15 protein-coding genes and 1 pseudogene are annotated in these 19,582 nt (G+C 63.3%); 3 read left to right on the top strand and 13 right to left on the bottom strand.

Features of this window, described 5'->3' with window-relative positions; translation table 11 throughout:
- Positions 1 to 5: 5 nt before the first annotated feature.
- Genes ABIE40_RS06835 through bcsN form a run of 5 tightly spaced genes read right to left on the bottom strand, consistent with a single transcriptional unit; the run spans position 6 to position 9,273 of the window.
- Complete coding sequence (locus ABIE40_RS06835; RefSeq protein ID WP_199628876.1) at positions 6 to 2,426, bottom strand: cellulose synthase; 2,421 nt, start codon at positions 2,424 to 2,426, stop codon at positions 6 to 8.
- Complete coding sequence (locus tag ABIE40_RS06830; RefSeq protein WP_199628789.1) at positions 2,423 to 3,469, bottom strand: family 8 glycosyl hydrolase; 1,047 nt, start codon at positions 3,467 to 3,469, stop codon at positions 2,423 to 2,425. Before ABIE40_RS06830 ends, ABIE40_RS06835 begins: the two co-directional genes overlap by 4 nt.
- The gene (locus tag ABIE40_RS06825; RefSeq protein WP_199628790.1) at positions 3,466 to 6,018 is read right to left on the bottom strand and encodes a cellulose biosynthesis cyclic di-GMP-binding regulatory protein BcsB; all 2,553 of its coding nucleotides are present in this window, start codon (positions 6,016 to 6,018) and stop codon (positions 3,466 to 3,468) included. Before ABIE40_RS06825 ends, ABIE40_RS06830 begins: the two co-directional genes overlap by 4 nt.
- On the bottom strand, positions 6,018 to 8,219 hold the full coding sequence (gene bcsA / locus ABIE40_RS06820; RefSeq protein WP_112718827.1) for a UDP-forming cellulose synthase catalytic subunit: 2,202 nt from the start codon (positions 8,217 to 8,219) through the stop codon (positions 6,018 to 6,020). Before bcsA ends, ABIE40_RS06825 begins: the two co-directional genes overlap by 1 nt.
- Positions 8,220 to 8,271: 52 nt before the next feature.
- The gene (gene bcsN / locus ABIE40_RS06815) at positions 8,272 to 9,273 is read right to left on the bottom strand and encodes a cellulose biosynthesis protein BcsN (protein ID WP_199628791.1); all 1,002 of its coding nucleotides are present in this window, start codon (positions 9,271 to 9,273) and stop codon (positions 8,272 to 8,274) included.
- 360 nt (positions 9,274 to 9,633) lie between these two features.
- Here bcsN and ABIE40_RS06810 point away from each other — a divergent pair, with 360 nt between their 5' ends.
- Together ABIE40_RS06810 and ABIE40_RS06805 are read left to right on the top strand one after the other, a co-directional pair.
- A complete protein-coding gene (locus ABIE40_RS06810) occupies positions 9,634 to 9,801 on the top strand; it encodes a hypothetical protein (protein ID WP_354540983.1) in 168 nt (55 codons plus the stop codon).
- A gap of 78 nt (positions 9,802 to 9,879) precedes the next feature.
- Positions 9,880 to 10,197, top strand: coding sequence for a DUF1236 domain-containing protein (locus tag ABIE40_RS06805; protein ID WP_112718745.1), 318 nt, complete (start codon positions 9,880 to 9,882; stop codon positions 10,195 to 10,197).
- A 67-nt stretch (positions 10,198 to 10,264) separates the two neighbouring features.
- On the opposite strand, the gene ABIE40_RS06800 is transcribed toward ABIE40_RS06805, so the two are convergent.
- The 7 genes and pseudogenes from ABIE40_RS06800 to ABIE40_RS06770 all read right to left on the bottom strand — a co-directional run bounded on the left by ABIE40_RS06800 (position 10,265) and on the right by ABIE40_RS06770 (position 16,453).
- Complete coding sequence (locus ABIE40_RS06800; protein WP_354540982.1) at positions 10,265 to 11,923, bottom strand: FAD-dependent oxidoreductase; 1,659 nt, start codon at positions 11,921 to 11,923, stop codon at positions 10,265 to 10,267.
- A gap of 81 nt (positions 11,924 to 12,004) precedes the next feature.
- The gene (locus tag ABIE40_RS06795; RefSeq protein WP_112718747.1) at positions 12,005 to 12,598 is read right to left on the bottom strand and encodes a MerR family transcriptional regulator; all 594 of its coding nucleotides are present in this window, start codon (positions 12,596 to 12,598) and stop codon (positions 12,005 to 12,007) included.
- A gap of 110 nt (positions 12,599 to 12,708) precedes the next feature.
- A complete protein-coding gene (locus ABIE40_RS06790; RefSeq protein ID WP_112718748.1) occupies positions 12,709 to 13,047 on the bottom strand; it encodes an integration host factor subunit alpha in 339 nt (112 codons plus the stop codon).
- A 110-nt stretch (positions 13,048 to 13,157) separates the two neighbouring features.
- Positions 13,158 to 14,129 (bottom strand): beta-ketoacyl-ACP synthase III, encoded by a 972-nt coding sequence (locus tag ABIE40_RS06785; protein WP_112718749.1) that lies wholly within the window; start codon positions 14,127 to 14,129, stop codon positions 13,158 to 13,160.
- Between the two features lie 19 nt (positions 14,130 to 14,148).
- Positions 14,149 to 15,195, bottom strand: coding sequence for a phosphate acyltransferase PlsX (gene plsX, locus ABIE40_RS06780; protein ID WP_112718828.1), 1,047 nt, complete (start codon positions 15,193 to 15,195; stop codon positions 14,149 to 14,151).
- Between the two features lie 103 nt (positions 15,196 to 15,298).
- Entirely contained in the window at positions 15,299 to 15,853 is a 555-nt protein-coding gene (locus ABIE40_RS06775; protein WP_112718750.1) for a YceD family protein, read from the bottom strand.
- A gap of 10 nt (positions 15,854 to 15,863) precedes the next feature.
- Positions 15,864 to 16,453 (bottom strand): annotated as a pseudogene (locus ABIE40_RS06770) (ubiquinol-cytochrome C chaperone family protein).
- A gap of 190 nt (positions 16,454 to 16,643) precedes the next feature.
- On the opposite strand from ABIE40_RS06770, the gene ABIE40_RS06765 reads away from it, so the two are divergent.
- Positions 16,644 to 17,168, top strand: coding sequence for an outer membrane protein assembly factor BamE (locus ABIE40_RS06765; RefSeq protein ID WP_112718752.1), 525 nt, complete (start codon positions 16,644 to 16,646; stop codon positions 17,166 to 17,168).
- A gap of 77 nt (positions 17,169 to 17,245) precedes the next feature.
- Here ABIE40_RS06765 and ABIE40_RS06760 read toward each other — a convergent pair whose 3' ends face one another.
- Positions 17,246 to 19,387, bottom strand: coding sequence for a sodium-translocating pyrophosphatase (locus ABIE40_RS06760; protein WP_199628792.1), 2,142 nt, complete (start codon positions 19,385 to 19,387; stop codon positions 17,246 to 17,248).
- Positions 19,388 to 19,582: the final 195 nt, after the last annotated feature.

Below are 19,582 nucleotides of genomic sequence, written 5' to 3'. Positions count from 1 at the left end.
CAAGGTCAGTAGCGGCCATCCGGGTGGGTCGCCTCGCGGACATTGGCGAGGCCGCGATTAGCGTCCTTGCTGCCGGTCGCGGCGGCCGCCTCGAAAACGCGGGTGGCATCGCCATACATCTTGAGGTTCAGGTAGCAGTAGCCACGCAGCACCATCAGGTCGATGGTTTCCTGCTTCAGCTGGGCGCGCTGGTCGAGATAGATCAGCGTTTCGCGATAGCGCTTGGCGCCATAGGCGGAGAGCGCACGGTCGGCGAGGATCGCGACCTGCAGCTCGGCAGCGCGCTGGCGGTTCTGTGGGGCGCGGGTTGCGGAGACGGCAGCGTTGTTAGAAAGGCCGGCGCGCAGATAGGCGAGGCTCTGGCCGTAGGCGGCATCTTCGCGGTTCTGCCGTGCCGGGCTCTTCAGCGCCGTCTCGAAGGCGGCAATCGCCTCCATCGGGCGGTTGAGATCCATCAGGCACCAGCCGCGGGTCAGCGCATCGCCGGGGCTCAGCATGCTGGCATCGATCGTCGTGGCGCAGCCGCGGGGGGCGCGTGCCGTCTGCTGAACGGCGGCGGGCCGGGACGGCTCGGCATCGTAGCTCGCAACCTGCGTGCGCTGGCGCTGAACCGGCTGCTGGTAGGCCTGCTGCTGTTGCACCGGCTGATATTGCTGCGGCGCCTGCTGGTACTGTTGCTGCTGCACCGGCTGCGGCGTGGGCGCCACGGCGACGGGTGCATTGGTCTGCGGCGCCTGGGTCGGGCCCGGCAGCGGCGCGGAGACGTTCGGCGTCAGCGACGAGGTGTCGTCGAGCGTGGCGATACGCTGCGAGCGGCCGGCCCAGAGCCTCTGGACTTCGGCTACGCCCTTGCGGTCGTTCAGTTGCTCGCGGGTAATCGCCAGACCATAGGCGGAAGGCTCGTCATCGGGCTTCCAGCGCAGCGCCGTTTCGAACCAGCGCGCGGCCGTCTGCGGCTGGTTGAGCGAACGGGCATACCAGCCATATTGCTGGGCGGTCGGCACGTATTTCTGGGCGATGATCTCGGTCGCCATGCGGCCGAGCACATCCTCGGTGATGTTGGCCGGGGGCTGCAGCGCCATCAGGTTGGCGGTGGCGGCCAGATAGGTGTCCATCGCGTCCTTGGAATCGTTGCGCCACTTGAACATGACGTCTTCGGCTTCCTGCGGCGCCTTGCGGTCGACCAGCGCCAGAGCGAGGCCTTCGGAGGCCGAGGCGCTGTCTTCCTTGGTGCGGGCGGCACGGAACCACTTTTCGGCATCGGTCGCATTCTGGCGGCGCAGCTGGTACCAGCCGAGCAGCAGCGCATCGGCCGGTTCGCCCTGGGCTTCGGCAAGGCGCTCGACGCGCGAAATGTAATCGGCAGCGATCGTCAGCTTGTCGTCGGCATTGCCTTCGGCGAGGAAACGGCGGGCAAGATCGTCGCGGATGCTGTCGAATTCGCGCGCGCCGCTGACGGCCGGCTGTTCGAGCGCGAGCAGCGACTGCATCGGCTGGTACGGCAGCACGGCTGCGGCCTTCTGGACGGTCGCCAGGCGCTCCTGCGGATTGGTGCAGTTCTTCAGGATATAGGTATAGGCGTCGATGCCGCGCTGCTGGCGGTCCGTATCGACGAAGGCTTCGGCGACACGCCAGAGGACATCTATATCGCTGCAGGTCAGGAGGCTCGGCGTTGCGGCGCCGATATCGACGACGGTCGCATATTGCTTGAGATCGGATGCGTTGATCAGCCGCGCGCGGGCTTCGGCGACATCCAGGCGGTCGAGCAGGTCGGCTGGCGGCTGCCAGGCGGGCTCGGCGGTCTGCCGGTTGGCGATCGCCGAACGCAGCTCGGCATAGCGGCCCTCGGAATAGAGCTGCCACATGGTCTCGAGCTGCTTGTCGCCACTCTGCGGTACGGCCAGCGGATCTGCGGGGGGAACCCAGTTCGGATAGAGCGCCTGAAGACGGGAGATTTCGGCCTGCAGACGCACCTTGTCGCCGCGGCTGGCGAAATAGCGCAACGCGCTTTCATCGACCTTCGGCTGTCCCTGGCTCTGGCTCTGTGGCTGCGCAGCAGGTGTTGCCGGTGCGGGCTGCGTCTGCTGTGCTGTCTCGACCGGAGCGGCATCGGCATTGACCGGTGCGGCCGGTGTCACCGTGACCGGCGGAACGGCCGAAATCGGCGCCTGTCCCTGCCCTTGTGCCTGCGTCTGGGCAGTCAGAACGGGCGCTGCAGCCTGCAGACGGTCGGTGATCGCCTGAACGTCGATCTTCGGGTCAGCCGGCGCATCCGGACCCTTGATGCGCTCCATCAGCATCAGGTTCGGAGCGTTGTCTTCTTCACCAATCCCGAAGCGCTGCTGTAGCGCCGCGCGATCCTTCAGGCCGGTAATGACACCAGCCACGACGACTGCCGCGGAAATTGCAACGAGAGAGGACTTCACAGACACTCCGGATGTTTCTCCCCAACGAATGCCAGCCCGAGCAGCTGGAGGGTGGACGGATAGTAGAGCGCTGGCGAGAACTGCAGAGCTGATTCTGGCAGTTTCGTACCATGCACCACACAGGCCACAACATCGTTAACAATTCGATAACCAGCATCCGAAAGTGCCGCCTTCGGTTTACCAGTCGTGAGATCGATTGTGGCCGGAACCCCGTCCACCGTCATGCCTTGCTGCAGCCGTCCGAAGAGCTGGGCATCGGTCACACCGGCGCGCGCGAGATAGAGCGGGATGCGGATGGCATTATAGGCGAACTCGGCATCGAAGCCCTCTGCCGGTGCCGGCATGCGTGCCAGGCTCACCCATTCGGCCGGCAGCTTGCGAGGGCCGAACTGCATGGTGCGCAACAGCGCAAGACCATCGTCGCTGAGCTTCTGCCACTGGTCGGAGGGCGCCAGAAGCGCCATGACCGGCAGCGCCTCATAGATCCAGTAGGATGGGTTGATGACGGGACCATCCTTGCGGCCGGGCGGCATGAAACCTTCGACGCCGGGCATCAGCAGCGTGCGGCCGCCCGATTGCACGACCGCCTCGGTCAGTAGCGAGTGCGCCATCTTGGCGGCTGCCTCTATATATTCAGGCTTCTTCCAGGCAGCACCGGCAAGCGCCAGCGCATAGGCGATCAAGAGGTCGCCGTCGGAGGCGTTGTTGATGTCGGTGACGTGCGGCTTCGAATTCGGATCCCACTTCCAGACCGCCAACCCGTCATTGCGCAGCAAGAGCTCGGTGCGGGTGAAGTACCAGATCTGCTCGAAATCGGAGGGGCTGTTGGCGAGGTAGGAAAGCAGCAGGCCATAGCCCTGCCCTTCGCTGTGGCTGATATTGCCGTTGCCATTGTCGATGACGCGGCCGGTCTGATCGAGGAACTGTGTCTTGTAGGCCGCCCAGGCCTGAGGAGCGACCAGAACCTGTTGTGCCGCGGCTGGCTGCCACAGCAGGTTCAGGGCAACGACGCCCGCCATCAGCCGCGTCGCGATGCCCCTCATTTTCCTCGTCCCAGTCTGCCGAGCATGCTCGATGTCGCGACGCCGATCAGCATCGACAGGACGACCAGCAGGAAGGCATAGGAGAGAATGTTGGTCGACAGCCAGTTGGCGGCGATCAGGCGATAATTGGCGATCGTCCAGGTCTGCGACGGGACGAAATCGAAGCGCGTCACCGGGACGCTTTCGACCTTGCCCGTCTTCGACGAATAGGTGGTGATGTGGCCTGATATCTGCGGCCAGTTGGCCTGAGAGGTCAGCGCTTCGGCGCCTTCGCGCAGATCCTTTGCCGAGGGTGCGGTGACCAGCGTCCAGGTGCCGTTGCCTTCAGGGCTCGTGCCCTGCGCCACCATCATCGTTGCAACATTCGACGGGGCGAAGACCTCTTCGGCACCCGGCACGAACTGCAGCGAGCTCAGCGAAATATCGAAGTTGCGGCGCATCCATTCCTGGAAGGCGGTGACCTGCCCCTTCCAAGCGCCGCCGCTGACCTTCGAGCGCCATTCGTCGAAGGCGGCGTTGGTGTCTGGCGCCGCCGCGCCGGTATCGGGCACGGGACGCCAGGAGGCCTGGCTGGCGGTCGCGACATTGACCTGCGACAGCGCGGTTGCCGGAAGCTGCGAGATCGAGCCGATGAACATCGCGTCGCGGTCGCCGATCGTGCTCGGCGATGCCGAGGTCTCGATATCGATCGGGTGACCGGCCATGCTCGCCATCTGGCCGAGCAGGGTTGCCGCAGCGGAGAGCGTGTCGGCATCGGCGCGGTCCAGGAACAGCGGCATCGGTGCGGTCAGGCGGCCATAGGGATAGGCAGTGCCGGCCATCGCCGCGAGGTTCGGCCGCTGCCCGACGCGGGCGAAATCCGGCATGTGGAATTCGGTCGTATCGAAGAGCGCGAAACGCGGCGTGCCGCCGGCTGTCGAACCGGGCGCGCAGGCGGCGTCTTCCTTGGTCTGCAGGATCGCTTCCAGCGCCAGCTCGTTCAGGCCCGGCTTGAAATGCCGCATCGTGACGCGGATCGGCAGATGGCGCAGGATACCGCCGCCGGTCGAAGTGATCGGTACGGTCGAGGCGATGTTGCCGTTGACATAGATGTCGATATGGCTGCCGGGGAGAACGTTCTCTGTATAGGCGGCATCGAGCAGCACGGTCGCTTCGCCATAGGCATTGGCATAGAAATCGGCGGGAACGGCGACGTTGAAATCGGTGCGGAAGCGGCGGCCGGAGAATTCGGTGGTCTTGACGCCGAGCTTCTGGAAGCTGAGGCGCGTGTCCTCGAAGAGCAGCGGCGCATCCGGCGCCGTCCAACGCTGCGTCGTCAGCACGTCACGGCGTACGTCGGGCGAACGGTCGGTGGGCTGAACGATCGTATCGATCGCCTGCGAGATCGCCGGCCAGGACGGGCCGCTGATCAAGAGCACTGTCGAGCCCGTCCGCGGATCGGTCGCGAAGGTGGCGAGCGGGGCCGACTGGACGGCCGGAGGCAGCGCCGGGAAGTAAGGCGCGAGCTCGGCCGGTGTGCCGACGAGAACGGTGAGCTTGCCGGCACCACCGGTCGGCAGGCGATCGGCGCTGAAGGAGAAGGTCTGGTTCGGCATGCCGCTGAGAACGGACAGGCCCTGCGTCAGGCGCAGCAGCGGCTTCGTCGTACCCGGCTGCTCGAGCGCCGGGACCAGTAGATCGAATTCGGTTTTGCCTGCACCATCGACGCCGATTGCGCGGATCGCATCGGTGCTCGACAGGCGCGCAGCATCCTGCCCGGCAAAGCTAAAATAGGTCTGCGACGGATCGATATTCGACCACAGCTCATAGGTGGACTGGATGCTGCAATCGGTGCGGTGGCGCTGATTGGTCTCGAAGGTCAGCAGATTTGCGCCCGGCTGCAGCAGCCCGCGCGGCACGTCGAAGCTGACGGAAGACTGGCTGTCGGGCGAGCCGACCTGCTGCTGGCCGACCGGCCGGTTGTTGATCAGCACGGTGATTTGCGACGCCTCGGGGGCGACGACGATCGAGTTCTGATAGGCGAAGTTGAACTTTGCCGGTGCGGCCGCCTGTTCGGGCGTCAGATAGACGGACCAGGACTTGCGGTCATACTCGCCTTCCAGGCCGAACTTGGCGGCAGGCACGACATAGCGCACGACATTGCCGGCTGCACGGGCCGTGGCTGCCGCATCCGGCGTCGCAGGCGTCTGTTGCGGCTGCGCTGCGGGCTGCTGTGCGGCGATGGGCGACGCGGGAACCGGGGATGCCGGGACAGGTGCCGGAGCGGCCGCGGGCTGCGACAGGACCGGCGGCGTTGCCGGAACGGCAGGAACGGGTGCAGGCTGCGCAGCGACGGGTGCGGCCGGGACAGGTGCGGCGGGAACCGGCGCCGGCTGCGCAGGAGCTGCCGCCGGCTGCTGGGCCGGAACCGTCATGCGCGGCACCATCGGCTGCAGGCCGGCCGGGCGCTCGCCGGACATGTCGAAGGGTGCGGGCGCCTGCGCGGTCTGCGCATAGGCGATTGCCGAGGCACTGAGAAGCAGAGCGGAGGCAGCGGCAAGCTTCTTCATCAGCCGTTCGCCTTTGCCGTCTGTTGCTGTTGCTGTTGTTGCGCCTCGCGCTCCGGCCGCATGCTGCGGAAGAAATACACCAGGCCGCGGCTGGTCTGATAGAAGGACAGGCCGAGAAACCAGATGGTGCCGCGGATGAGGCCCGGGTTGCGGCGGCGGCTCTGCTGGAATTGCGTCCACTGGTCCGAGTTCGCAAACATCAGGTCGGCGATCAGACGGTGGTCGAGAGCATTCTTCGGAACATACTGGCAGCCGACCATGGTGATGTCGCCCGAAGGCTCCATGTTGCGGACGATGAGCGGCAGGGTTTCGAGATCGGCACCGCTATAGGGGCGGAAGCGGATTTCGCCCTCGGCCCCGACCGTCATCTGGTCGAGTTGCTTGTTGAAGACATGCAGGCGGGCGCCGTGGACGGAGACGTCCTCGATCGAGGCTGTGTACCATTTGCCGTTGACCCCGAGTTCGCAGCGGCGGTTGACGCGCACACGCCGCGACGAGGAGCGCTCGCCGCGCTCGGAAACCACGCCCAGCGCACAGCCGGCCATGATCAGGTTGATGATGTTCCAGCCGCCGACGACGAGCGTCACGTCGGCCTTATAGGGCTCGGCATAGATGCGGTAGATGGTGATGATCAAGGCGATGATCTGCACGGCGAAGATGACGAAGAACGGACGGCTGATTTCCGACAGGCGGCTGACGGCGATCGACTCGTCCTTCGCGGTCACCTTGAAGGTCGGCTTGCGCGGATTGAGCATGACCGAGACGACGGCGGGCAGAAGGTGGACCGTCTGCACGTATTCGTAGAGCTCGGAGATCCACGGCCAGCGGAACGAACCGTAGAGGTAATTCTGCATCATCAGGTTCACGAGCATGTAGGCCAGCGTATAGGCTAGGAACTCGCCGCCCGACGCGGTGAAGATTTCGAGATCGAAGAACAGGTAGAAGAGCGGCGCGAAGAGGAAGATCGTGCGCGGGAACGGGAACAGCCAGAACAGCGTCGACGACATGTAGCAAAGACGCTGCGGGATCGTCAGGCCGCGCTTCAGGAGCGGGAAGCGGAAACGCAGGATCTGCATCATGCCCTGCGCCCAGCGGCTGCGCTGGCCGATGAAGCTGGCGAAGGTGGCGGGCTGCAGGCCGGCGATCAGCGGCTTGTCGACATAGATCGAGTTCCAGCCGGTGCCGTGCAGCGCCAGCGCGGTTTCGCAGTCCTCGGTGATGCTGATACCGGAGAAGCCGCCCTGGCTTTCCAGCGCCTTGCGGCTGAGAACGGCTGCGGAGCCGCAGAAGAAGGCCGCATTCCATTTATCGAGACCGCGCTGGATGATGCCGTAGAACATCTCGTTCTCGCTCGGCATGTTGTCGAAGGTGCGCAGGTTGCGCTCCAGCGGGTCGGGATTGATGAAGAAGTGCGGCGTCTGCACCAGGAAGAGCTTCGGGTCGTCGTCGAAATAGCCGACGGTCTCCAGCAGGAAGTCGCGGGCCGGCGCGTGATCGGCGTCGAAGACGGCGATCAGTTCGCCGGTCGAGTGTTTCATGCCGTTGTTGAGGTTACCGGCCTTGGCATGCTCGTTGCGGTCGCGGGTCAGGTATTTGACGTCGAGATCTTCGCAGAGCTGCTTCAGTTCGGCATGGCGTGCAACGGCGGCCTGTGCCTCGACGAGCTTGTTGGAATTGCGCTTCTGCAGCGTGCCGCCGTCATCGAGCAGCCAGACATGCAGCTTCTCTTTCGGATAGTCCATCGCCTTCGCAGCGGCCAGCGTGTTGGCGAGCAGGTGGGCGTCTTCGTTGTAGGAGGGAACGAAGACGTCGACATGCGGGAAGCGCTCCTCGCGCGCGGCACGCGACGGGCGCGGCGGCAGCGGGGTGGCGACGATGAAAAGGCTGAGCGCCAGCATCGCCACCGAATACATTTCGGCGAGATAGAGCAGCAGGCCGGGGATGAAGTTTTCCAGCTGGTTGACCGGCGGCAGCGTGTTGGTCGTGCGCCAGTAGACGTAGCGCAGAACGATCGCCGTGCCGAAGGCGAGCGCGATCAGGCGCCAGGTCCCCTCGCCCTTCATCACCTTGATGATCGCCATGATGGTGACGACGGTGATGCTGGCGATGAGCTGGGTCTGCAGGTTCACCGGCAGCGTGATCAGCGCAATCGTGCAGAGCGAGACAACCGCCCATATCAGGATGCTTCGGGCCTTATGCATCGACGTTCCTTCGAAATGACAGAACCGGGCCAGAAGGCCCGGGCATGCAAGTCTATCTCCGGCAGGCGGCCGTCATGGCCGCATCGCCTATGCAGTCTGGCGAGGGCACGGCGACGCCGCCTGCCCGCGCGGATTGTTGTGCCGGAGCCGCCGGCTGCGCGGGACTGCCCGGAGCAACCATCTGCGAACTCTGCTGCGGCGCATCCGGCAGCGGCACGCGCGGCCCGACGGGCGGCGCCTGCTGCACGACCGGCTGCGGTGCGGCGGGCTGCGGCCGCGTGACGACGGCGCGGCGCACGGTGACGCGGCCGACGGCCTGCGGCGCCGGTTCATAACCGAGCGGCATCGACGTCTGGCGATAGCCACCCTCATCCGGATAGATCGGCGTGCCGGTCTGGCCGAGCGTCGGGTCGGCGCCGCGAACGTCGCCGTAGGGATTCCAGATCTCGCCGTTCAGCGTGCCGGTGATCGTGTAGCCGTACATGACCGCGAGCAGCTGGCGCTCGCTGGCGCGGGCGTCGCAAAGCCGGAGCTTCACCTGGATCATGCCGAAATTGCGGGTCTGCGTATGCGCGGCGCGGCTGGAGCGGATTTGCTGCCAGCCATAGATGCAGGTATCGCCGCCGCGGCTGCGGCCGGAAGCGTAGGAGAACGGGCCGTAGCTGTTCTGCAGGAACGTCGTGTTGCGCGCCATGGCAACGCCGGGCACGGAAGCGAAGGCTTCGCGCGACATGCCGGTTTCGCTGAACATCCTGTAGCCGGCGCTTCCGGTATCCGGATTGGAGCCGCTGGCGCCCAGGAACTGCACCTTCATGAAATTCTGGCCGGGAACCGAGGACGACGTGAAGAGCGACAGCGTCTGCTCGACGCCATTGCCGCGCTTGGTCTCGACGACGCTGACGATCGACGGCCCGCCGGGCGGCGGCATGACCAGCGCCTTTTCGCTGGCAATGGCTTCCGGGCCGGACGGCTGCTTGACGCTGCCGCTCGTTGTACTGCAGCCGGCCATCACGCCCGCCACCGCAACGATCGATATCAGATTCAGCAAACGCATTCAGGGAGCCGCCGTTATCGTCTTTCCTGTTCCCCAAAACGGGAAAATTCGCCCAGCGGTTTCTCGAATCAACAAGCCGCCAGCATTCAGGATGGAATAAACGCCGCTTATGGTTAATCACTTATTAACGGGATACGCAGAGATCGCGGGCAAAAAGTCTCAACAGCGACCCTCGGGAAAGGCTAAGCCGCGGATACGCCATCCGTTTTAGTAAGGACTCAATTACTATCATTGCGCTTGGCGGTTGAAATGCGCCCCTGCCGCTCGCACATTGACATATGGCAGAAGGAAGAGTGGAGGAGTGAATGAACGCGGTGACAGAACGCGGGATACACGATCCGGTCGCGCCCGAAGAGGTCGATGTGCTTCAGGCCGTCTTCGATACGGTGGCGGCCGAGCGCCAGCGTTCACAAGCAGAGTGTGGAGGCGCTGGATGTCGCCCGCAGTGTCATTCGCTTCTATTTCGACGGCATCCAGGACTACGATACGCTGCTCGCGATGATGCGCGTGGAGCTCGCCGCCCGCTGAGATCGGCGGGCTGATTTGGGAACAACGAACTTTCCGCCACGTTTCCATGACGGCTGGGTAGGAAAAGGAGTTTATCCCATGCGCAAGATCATGCTGGCCACGGCCGCCGCACTGCTGACGGTTAGCTCTGCTGCCTTCGCGCAGAGCACCGTCATCGTCACCGATCCGGCTCCGACCGGTGCGATCGTCCTTCCGGGCGAAGTCCGCACCTATGTGATGGAGCAGCAGACGCCTTCGGTAGTCTATGACGGCGATGTGGTCGTCGGCACGACACTGCCCGATACCGTCGAAGTCCATACCGTCCCCAATATGGATGGCTATGCCTATACCGTGGTCAATGACCGCCGTGTGATCGTGGAACCGCAGACGCACCGCGTCATCCAGGTTCTCGAGTAGACCGGCGCGCGTCACAAGACCGCGGAGAGAAAGGGGCGAGACCTGGAGGTCCCGCCCCTTTCCTCGCTCATGAGGACACTGTTTCCTCGACCTTCCGCTCGCTCGGCGGCGTTTCGTCACTCGCCAAACTGGCCAAATGATCGGCAAGCCTCAGCGCCAGAGCGATGGCCGGCAGCGTCGGATTGGCCTGTCCACCCGTCGGAAAGACGCTGCTGCCGGCGACATAGAGATTGCCGACATCGTGCACCCGACAATCGGCGTTCACCACGCCGCTGCCGGGATCATCCGACATGCGGGTCGAGCCGATCTGGTGGTAGCCGTCGAGTGCCTGATCCCTGACGGCATCGTGCCGCTCGTCACAGCGGTGGATGTAATCGAGATGACCGAGCTTCTCGCGCCGCAGCCACCGATCGATGATCTCGTGGGAGCGGACGATGGAATCGAAATCCTGCATGCCGAACCGCAGGTCTATTTCGAGACCGGCCGCTTTCCCCTCGCCTTGCGTCCGTAGCCGGACGATGCTTTCGGCATTCGGCGCCTGCTCGGCGTGATAGCGCAGCAGATAGCGGCGCCGCGGATTGCGCACTGCGCCCGCCGCCCGCCGGAAGCGCCGCAGCAGCATGTCGAATAGCGTCCGCGCCGCACCCGGGATAACGGCGACATCATTGCGGATGTTGCGCCAGTGGGCGCGGTAGAGGCGTTGCGGCGTGATCGACGTAGCAGGCGCCAGGCCACGGGCAATGCGCGGATAGAGGCCGGTCAGCGCGAAGATCAGATAGACCAGCGACAGCGCGCCGCTGCCATGGCTGGGATCGGCGATCGAAAGGCTCTCCAGCCAATAGGCGGCATTGAGCAACCCGTTCGCCACCTGCACCGGGGGATCGATCATCAGGCGCTGGCGAACGATATCGCCGTCACGCGCCTTGCGAAACCAGAGCAGGTCCTCGGTCTCGACGTTGTTGAATTCGATGACGCCGAGATAGCCAGTCAGATGTCCCGCATAGAAACGGCCGAGCGGTCCTCCCCGCCCGCCGAATTTCTCCGGATGTCTCTCCTGCGCGGCCAGCAGAAGCCGGGTGTTTTCGAGACCGCCTGCCGCCAGTGCGTAGCGGCCGGCCTGCAGGTCCCTCCGGCCCTCCGATGTCAGCAGCTCCAGCCCCTCGATATCTCCATCGCCGGAGACCGTCATGGCGCTGACGCGCGCATTGGTGATCACCGTGATACCGGCGGCGGCGACCAGACGCTCGCGATATCTGCCGCCGAGATCAGGCTCCGGCGCCCAATGCTCCAGCGAATCCATCCGCACGTCACCTTCGACTCGCGACCTCATCACCGAAGCCCTGGGATCGCAGCCGAGAAAATTCAGGGCATCGGGATAGTAGGATTGCAATGCGTCAGCCGGGATCGGCCAGCCCGACATCGGGACGTGGCCGCGTCTGCCGAAATCCAGCGGATCGAGTGCCACGCAGCGGCCGCCCCAAAGCCGCGACGTGCCGCCGATGCCGCTTGCGACCGACAGCGCGCTTTCGACATGATGACCATTGGTGAAACTGACGGGACCGGGTGCGATATCGCCACCACTGCCGTCAGTGGATCCCGCCTCGACAATCGCTACGGAAAGACCGCGTTCGGCGCAGCGGAAAGCCAGCGAAAGGCCGACCGGACCGGCACCGACGATGCATATGTCAGATGAAGGAAATGCCCCGGCAGCGCCGTCTATAATCATCCAGAATTCCCCGTGCCGGATGGCTTACGGGGAGTTAGCTAGAAGCAAGGGCCATTGAAACAAGGGCAAAAGCGATTTCAGTCAGCGTACCTGGTCGAGCAGGCGCTTGCATTCCAGGAGGTCGTAGAGCGCTTCCTGGAGCAGCGCGCGGTCTTCCTTGCCGACGCTCGACTTGCCGATCGAGACTTCGCCCTGCTCATCCTCGCCGGCGACGAAATTGAAGAAGCGGCGGGTGATCGGCGCCTTGGCGCGGCCGACGAGCTGGTCTTCATCGGCCATGCTGACGCGGGGTTCGGAGGACGAAGAGCCGCCGCCATCCTTGGAACTCGCCGCCAGCGCCTCGACGCTGGCGAGATCGCCATGGGCGACGGAGACGACAAACTTGTTGCCGTTGGTCTTCAGGAGCTTCTGCACGCCCTTGATCGTGTAGCCGTGATCATAGAGCAGATGACGGATGCCCTTCAGCAGATCCACATCTTCAGGGCGATAATAACGGCGTCCGCCGCCACGCTTCATCGGCTTTATCTGCGGAAAACGAGTTTCCCAGAAGCGCAAGACGTGCTGCGGCAGATCAAGATCATCCGCAACTTCGCTGATGGTTCGAAAAGCATCAGGGCTCTTGTCCAACGTCCTACTCCCTACGCGACCTCGGTGGCGGTCCAATCCGCGACTCATCATATTTCAACGGTTTGAACCGCCGAATTCAAGTCACGTCTTCGGGTTCCCACAGTTCGCGGGCAATGACATCAATGATTTATCGATTAGGCAGAGCCGATGGAACGGGCTCAGGAGGCCGGATTTGCAGGCTTCTGCTTGACCTTGCGCAGCGTGTGAGCCTTGAGAATCCGGGTCTTCAGGACGTTCGACGCCTTGAAGGTCATGACGCGGCGCGGCGAAATCGGCACTTCTTCGCCGGTCTTCGGGTTGCGGCCGATACGCTCGTTCTTGTCGCGCACCTGGAAGGTCGCGAAGGAGGAGAGCTTGACCGTCTCTCCACGGACGATGGCGTTGCAGATTTCGTCAATGACGGTTTCGACGAGTTCGGCGGACTCTGTTCGAGAGAGACCAACCTTCCGGAAAACTGATTCCGCCAGGTCTGCTCGCGTCACTGTCTTTCCGGTCATGGTTTCCCCGCCCAAGCTGCAAAATATCTTATGAAAGCGAGCAAAGACTATTTGTCTTGCGCCTTACGGTCAAGCTCTTGTTCGTCGTCAGTTTTTTGCGATTTGCAGCACTACCAGCGCAGCAGCACGGCGCCCCAGGTGAAGCCGCCGCCCATGGCCTCGAGCATGACGAGATCGCCCTTCTTGATGCGTCCGTCACCGGCTGCAACGGCAAGCGCCAGCGGAATGGAAGCCGCCGAGGTGTTGCCATGCAGATCGACGGTGATGACGACTTTTTCTGGGGCGATGTTCAGCTTCTTGGCCGAACCGTCGATGATGCGTCGATTTGCCTGGTGGGGGACCAGCCAATCGAGATCGTCAGACGTCGTACCGGTGGCGTCGAATGCCGCCTGGATGACGTCCGTGATCATGCCGACCGCATACTTGAAGACTTCGCGGCCTTCCATGCGCAGCTTGCCGACGGTGCCGGTGCTCGACGGGCCGCCATCGACGAAGAGTTTGTCCTTGTGCGAGCCGTCGGAGCGCAGATGCGCGGTCAGAACGCCGCGATCCGAGGTCTTGCCCTCGCCTTCGGAAGCTTCGAGAACGAGAGCGCCGGCGCCATCGCCGAAGAGCACGCAGGTGGTTCGGTCATTCCAGTCGAGAATGCGCGAGAAGGTCTCGGCACCGATGACGAGAACGCGCTTGGCGAGGCCGCCGCGGATATAGGCGTCAGCCGTGGTGACGGCATAGACGAAGCCGGTGCAGACGGCCTGAACGTCGAAGGCGAAGCCATGGCTCATGCCGAGACGGTTCTGGATATTGACCGCCGTCGCCGGGAAGGTGTTGTCGGGCGTCGAGGTGGCACAGATGATCAGGTCGATATCGGCGGGCGTCAGGCCGGCATTATCGAGTGCTGCGCGTGCGGCCTGCTCGCCGAGCGACGACGTCGTCTCGCCCTCGCCTGCGACATAGCGCTGGCGGATGCCGGTACGCTGGACGATCCACTCGTCCGACGTGTCAACGACATCTTCCATGTCGCGGTTGGTCATTACGCGTTTCGGAAGTGCGGCTCCGAACCCGCGAACCACTGAACGGATCATTCTTGCTAAACCCCGTCGCTCACGCAGCTTCCGGCCCGATGGGCGGCTGCCGCTTGGCATGATATTTCTTGAGATCGTTTTCTATTTTCTGATTGAGGCCATTCTTGGCCATGTCGTAACCGACTTCGATCGCGGCTGCGATACCTTCGGCATTGGCGCCGCCATGGCTCTTGATGACGATGCCGTTCAGGCCGAGGAACACGCCGCCATTGACCTTGCTCGGGTCCATCTTCTCGCGCAGCATGTCGAAAGCGCTTTTCGCCAGCAGATAGCCGATCTTGGCCATCAGCGTGCGCGACATCGCGGCACGCAGATAGGTGCCGATCTGCTTTGCCGTGCCTTCGGCGGCCTTCAGTGCGATATTGCCGGAGAAACCTTCGGTGACGACGACGTCGACCGTACCCTTGCCGATATCGTCGCCTTCGACGAAGCCGGAATATTCGAGCGAATCAAGATTGGCTTCGCGAAGCAGGCGTCCTGCTTCCTTGACCTCTTCCTGACCCTTGATCTCTTCGACGCCGACATTGAGCAGGCCGATGGTCGGGCGCTCGATCTCGAAAAGCGCGCGCGCCATGGCGCCGCCCATCAGGGCGAAATCCATCAGCTGCTGCGAATCCGCGCCGATCGTCGCGCCGATATCGAGAACGATGCTCTCGCCGCGCAGGGTCGGCCAGATGCCGGCGATCGCCGGGCGTTCGATATTGGCCATGGTGCGCAGACAGAACTTCGACATCGCCATCAGCGCGCCGGTATTGCCCGCCGACACCGCAACGTCGGCATCGCCGGACTTCACGGCTTCGATGGTGCGCCACATGCTGGAGACGTAGCGGCCGCGGCGAAGCGCCTGGCTCGGCTTCTCGTCCATGCGCACGGCAACCTCGCAGTCATGGAAGACCGACTTGGCTGCGACTTTCGGGAACTTGGCGAGAACGGGCTCGCACTCTTCCTTCAACCCGTAGAAAACGAAGGAAATATCCGGATGCCGCTCCAACGCTTTGGCGGCACCTGGGATGACAACCTGGGGACCAAAGTCGCCGCCCATGAGGTCGAGAGAAATTCTGATCACGCGTCCCTGATCCTTCTTTTTCGCCGGGGGAGGCGAAATTTCGGCCAAAATACCGGTTTTCCCATCGCTTACAACTGAATTGTGTCAAATACCCAACGGGTATTCAGTCCTTCTTCCAGTCCTTGAGCGCAGCGAATGGCGACGGCTTCTTGTCGTTCTGGCCATCGTCCTCGATATGCCCGTTGAATTCGATGCCGGGCTTGCGCGGATAGGGATCGATCGCCATCGCGGCAAATTCGGTCACCACGGCGCCGGCATCGATGCTGTCGCCAGTGAAGGGTTCCGGCAGATCCGGACCATCGGGATCGAGCACCATCTCGCCGGCATCATTGGCCGGGCGGCGGGCAAGCTTGGAATTTTCCGGCACGAAGATCTGCTCGAAGGGCTCGTCGATATCCGAGATAACGGGCTCGAGCGTCACGACACAGGCCTGTACGATGCGGGCATGCACCCTGCCCTTGACGCGGATACCGTCCTTCTTCCAGCGGTTGACCTGCAGCTCGGCGCGCAGCTCATCGACGGAGAGAATGTTCCAGCTCTCGGCGAGCGCCTTACGCTCCTTCTCGTCGGCTTCTAGGCGCACCTCGACGGGATTGGCCGAGATATGGCCGACCTTTACCAGATAGGAAAAGGGAATGGCGTCGTCCTGATGTTTCATGTCTTCCTCCTCAGGCCGCGTCCGGCAGCGTCGCCGAGCCGGTCGCTATCTGATCTTCGGACTGCTCCGAGAGTGCCGCTTCGGCCTTGAACATCCAGGCGGCGAGCGCGCTCATGTCGGCCGGAGCTTCCGCCTTCGGGTGAATGTTGCGCGACAGCGCCGTGGACAGTGCTTCGCTGTCACCGGCATCCATCGCCTTGGAATAGGCTTCGAGGCGGCCGTAGAACATGCCCGCCAGCTTCTTCATGCGCTTCGGCACGCTGTTGTCGCCGATACCGAGCTCGCGGATCGAATAGTCGATATCCTGAAAGAAGGCGTCGACGATCTCCTGGGCGATCTCCTGGCCGCTGGTGCCGGAGGCCCGCGTGCGGCGGAAGAACAGGATCATCACCAGCGAAAGCATCTCGAAGCGGCCCATGACGGTGTCGGGCACATCCATGCTTTCGTAGAACTCGGGCGTGCGGGCGGCCGACGTCAGCGTCGAATACTGCCGCTCGACGATCGCCTGATTGTTGTTTTTCTTACGAAAGAGCCCGAAGATCATTGTTTTTTCCGGAAATGCCTCATTCTTCACGCGGAGTTGCGTGGGCCGTGTTGCATGAATTCGAAAGCTGGTTTACCGAAGCAGGCGCGAATTGCAATGCCGAAGGTGGCCACTTTCGGGACAGCGCCCTTTCAGGGCAGCGACGCGGCGAATTGGGAGAATTCGACCCCGGAAAGGCCACAAAGGTTTTGCATCAGCGGTGCTTCGCATGGTCAAAAGCCGCCTACCGATACTCAAGGGGAGTAGATGTCGTTGAAGAAACGGTATTTCAAGTCTGACGTAAAGTTCTTCAGCAGCGCGGCCATTGCCATCATGATTGCCTCAGCAGGACTTACCGGTTGCCAGACCGGCACCGTGCTGAACGGCGGCTATGTCGTCGATCAGGAATCGCTGAACCTCGTACCCGAAGGTTCGAGCCGCGAACAGGTTCTCCTGTCGCTCGGCACGCCCTCGACGACGGCGACCTTCGACAACGAAGTCTTCTATTACATCTCGCAGAAGCGCACGCGCTCGATCGCCTACCAAAAGCTCAGGGTGGTCGATCAGAGCGTTCTCGCCATCTATTTCGACAAGGACGGCGTCGTGGCACGCCGCGCCAACTACACGCTGCAGGACGGCAAGGTGTTCGACACGATCTCGCGCGTAACGCCGACCGGCGGCCGCGAGCTGACCTTCCTTCAGCAGGTTCTCCAGGGCGGCGCGGGCAGCGCGGCAAAGAGCCTGTTCGGCACGCCGCAGGGCAACCCGCAGAACCCGGCCAGCATCCAGTGAGTACGGAACGCATCAGACAATAAAGAAACCCGCCGGAGCGATCCGGCGGGTTTCTTCGTTTCAGCCCTGCCCTTCCCTTACATGCCGGCGAGAACCGCGAGCAGCAGGAGAGCAACGATATTGGTGATCTTGATCGCCGGGTTGACCGCCGGACCGGCTGTATCCTTGTAGGGATCGCCGACGGTATCGCCGGTGACGGATGCCTTGTGGGCTTCCGAACCCTTCATGTGACGATTGCCGTCCTTATCGACGAAGCCGTCTTCGAAGGACTTCTTGGCATTGTCCCATGCGCCGCCGCCCGAGGTCATCGAGATGGCGACGAAGAGGCCGTTGATGATCACGCCGAGCAGCGAGGCGCCGAGGGCGGCGAAGGCCGAGGCCTTGGAGCCCGAGATCAGCAGCACGCCGAAATAGACGACGATCGGCGCCAGGACCGGCAGCAGCGACGGGATGATCATCTCGCGGATCGCCGCCTTGGTCAGCAGATCGACGGCGCGGCCGTAATCCGGCTTCTCGGTTCCCTGCATGATGCCCGGCTTCTCGCGGAACTGCTTGCGCACTTCCTCGACGATCGCGCCGGCCGCACGGCCGACGGCGGTCATGGCGATACCGCCGAACAGATACGGGATCAGACCGCCGAACAGCAGGCCGGCGACGACATAGGGGTTCGACAGATCGAAGGAGATCGTGCCGATGCCCGCAAAGTACGGATACTGGTCGCCGTGAGCCGCGAAATACTGCAGGTCGTTCGAATAGGCGGCGAAGAGCACCAGCGCGCCGAGACCGGCCGAACCGATCGCGTAACCCTTGGTGACGGCCTTCGTCGTATTGCCGACGGCATCGAGCGCGTCGGTCGACTTGCGCACTTCCGGCGGCAGGTGGGACATTTCGGCAATACCGCCGGCATTGTCGGTGACCGGCCCGAAGGCATCGAGCGCGACGATCATGCCGGCAAGGCCGAGCATTGCGGTGACCGCAATACCGGTGCCGAACAGGCCGCCGAGCTGGAAGGTAGCCAGAATACCGCCGACGATGACGACCGCCGGCAGCGCCGTCGATTCCAGCGAGACCGCGAGGCCCTGGATGACATTGGTGCCGTGACCGGTGACCGATGCCTGGGCGATCGAGACGACCGGGCGCTTGCCTGTGCCGGTATAGTATTCGGTGATGACGACGATCAGCGCGGTGACGACGAGGCCGACGAGACCGCAGATGAAGAGGTTCGTGCCGGTGATGTCATGCCCGGCGACCATGCCCAGCGAACCCCAGCCGACCGTCAGCGAGGTTGCCGCACCAAGGCCGATGATCGACAGCAGACCGGTGACGATGAGGCCCTTGTAGAGGGCGCCCATGATCGAGCCGTTCGAGCCGAGCTTGACGAAGAAGGTACCGATGATCGAGGTGATGATGCAGACGCCGCAGATCGCCAGCGGATAGATCATCGCCGATTGCAGGATCGGTGCACCGGCAAAGAAGATCGCCGCGAGAACCATGGTGGCGACAACCGAGACCGCATAGGTTTCGAAAAGGTCGGCCGCCATGCCTGCGCAGTCGCCGACATTGTCGCCGACGTTATCGGCGATGGTTGCCGGGTTGCGCGGATCGTCTTCCGGAATACCGGCTTCCACCTTGCCGACGAGGTCGCCGCCGACGTCTGCGCCCTTGGTGAAGATACCGCCGCCGAGACGGGCAAAGATCGAGATCAGCGAGGCGCCGAAGCCGAGTGCGACCAGCGCATCGATGACTTCACGCGAGCCGGTGTCATGACCGAGCACGCCGGTCAGGATGTAATAGTAGATAGAGACGCCGAGCAGCGCCAGACCGGCAACGAGCATGCCGGTGATGGCGCCAGACTTGAAGGCGATATCGAGACCGGCGGAGAGGCTGTGGGAAGCAGCCTGGGCCGTGCGCACATTGGCGCGGACCGAAACGTGCATGCCGATGAAACCGGCGGCACCGGAAAGTACGGCGCCGATCAGGAAACCGATCGCGGCCGTGCCGGAGAGAAGCAGCCATGCTGCAATGAAAACAACGATGCCGACAATGGCAATGGTCTTGTACTGACGCGTGAGGTAGGCCTGCGCGCCCTCGCGGATATAGCCCGCGATCTCCTGCATGCGGCTATTGCCCTGATCGGCGGCCAGCACCGAACGGGTTGCCCAGATGGCATAGACCACCGAGAGCAGACCGCATGCGATTACGCATAAAAGAATGGTCATTTCGCTCTTTCCTCCAAAAGTGCCGGAACACTCCTCCGCCCGGCCACGCAAGCAGCCGAATCGTCTTCTCTCCTCAGAAACGCTCTAGCTTTGCGTGCGGAGATTGCTTGGTGGAAAACACGACGTCAAGACCGCAAGGGCCTAAAACCCTTGCAGCACAATGGATTGAGCGATTTGGTCCGATGGAGGACGGAG

It is taken from the genome of Rhizobium sp. OAE497 (assembly GCF_040546565.1).
In the GTDB taxonomy this organism is placed as follows: domain Bacteria; phylum Pseudomonadota; class Alphaproteobacteria; order Rhizobiales; family Rhizobiaceae; genus Rhizobium.
The sequence above is the reverse complement of the archived record's forward strand: the minus strand, read 5'-3'. Positions and strand labels throughout refer to the sequence as shown.

Bases quoted from the DNA above. Each gene is read 5' to 3' on its own strand.
- bcsA (WP_112718827.1), bottom strand. From the start codon at position 8,219: ATGCATAAGGCCCGAAGCATCCTGATATGGGCGGTTGTCTCGCTCTGC.
- ABIE40_RS06800 (WP_354540982.1), bottom strand. From the start codon at position 11,923: ATGATTATAGACGGCGCTGCCGGGGCATTTCCTTCATCTGACATATGC.
- bcsN (WP_199628791.1), bottom strand. From the start codon at position 9,273: ATGCGTTTGCTGAATCTGATATCGATCGTTGCGGTGGCGGGCGTGATG.
- ABIE40_RS06830 (WP_199628789.1), bottom strand. From the start codon at position 3,469: ATGAGGGGCATCGCGACGCGGCTGATGGCGGGCGTCGTTGCCCTGAAC.
- ABIE40_RS06785 (WP_112718749.1), bottom strand. From the start codon at position 14,129: ATGATCCGTTCAGTGGTTCGCGGGTTCGGAGCCGCACTTCCGAAACGC.
- ABIE40_RS06795 (WP_112718747.1), bottom strand. From the start codon at position 12,598: ATGAGTCGCGGATTGGACCGCCACCGAGGTCGCGTAGGGAGTAGGACG.
- ABIE40_RS06765 (WP_112718752.1), top strand. From the start codon at position 16,644: ATGTCGTTGAAGAAACGGTATTTCAAGTCTGACGTAAAGTTCTTCAGC.
- ABIE40_RS06810 (WP_354540983.1), top strand. From the start codon at position 9,634: ATGTGCTTCAGGCCGTCTTCGATACGGTGGCGGCCGAGCGCCAGCGTT.
- ABIE40_RS06805 (WP_112718745.1), top strand. From the start codon at position 9,880: ATGCGCAAGATCATGCTGGCCACGGCCGCCGCACTGCTGACGGTTAGC.
- ABIE40_RS06790 (WP_112718748.1), bottom strand. From the start codon at position 13,047: ATGACCGGAAAGACAGTGACGCGAGCAGACCTGGCGGAATCAGTTTTC.
- ABIE40_RS06825 (WP_199628790.1), bottom strand. From the start codon at position 6,018: ATGAAGAAGCTTGCCGCTGCCTCCGCTCTGCTTCTCAGTGCCTCGGCA.
- ABIE40_RS06775 (WP_112718750.1), bottom strand. From the start codon at position 15,853: ATGAAACATCAGGACGACGCCATTCCCTTTTCCTATCTGGTAAAGGTC.
- ABIE40_RS06760 (WP_199628792.1), bottom strand. From the start codon at position 19,387: ATGACCATTCTTTTATGCGTAATCGCATGCGGTCTGCTCTCGGTGGTC.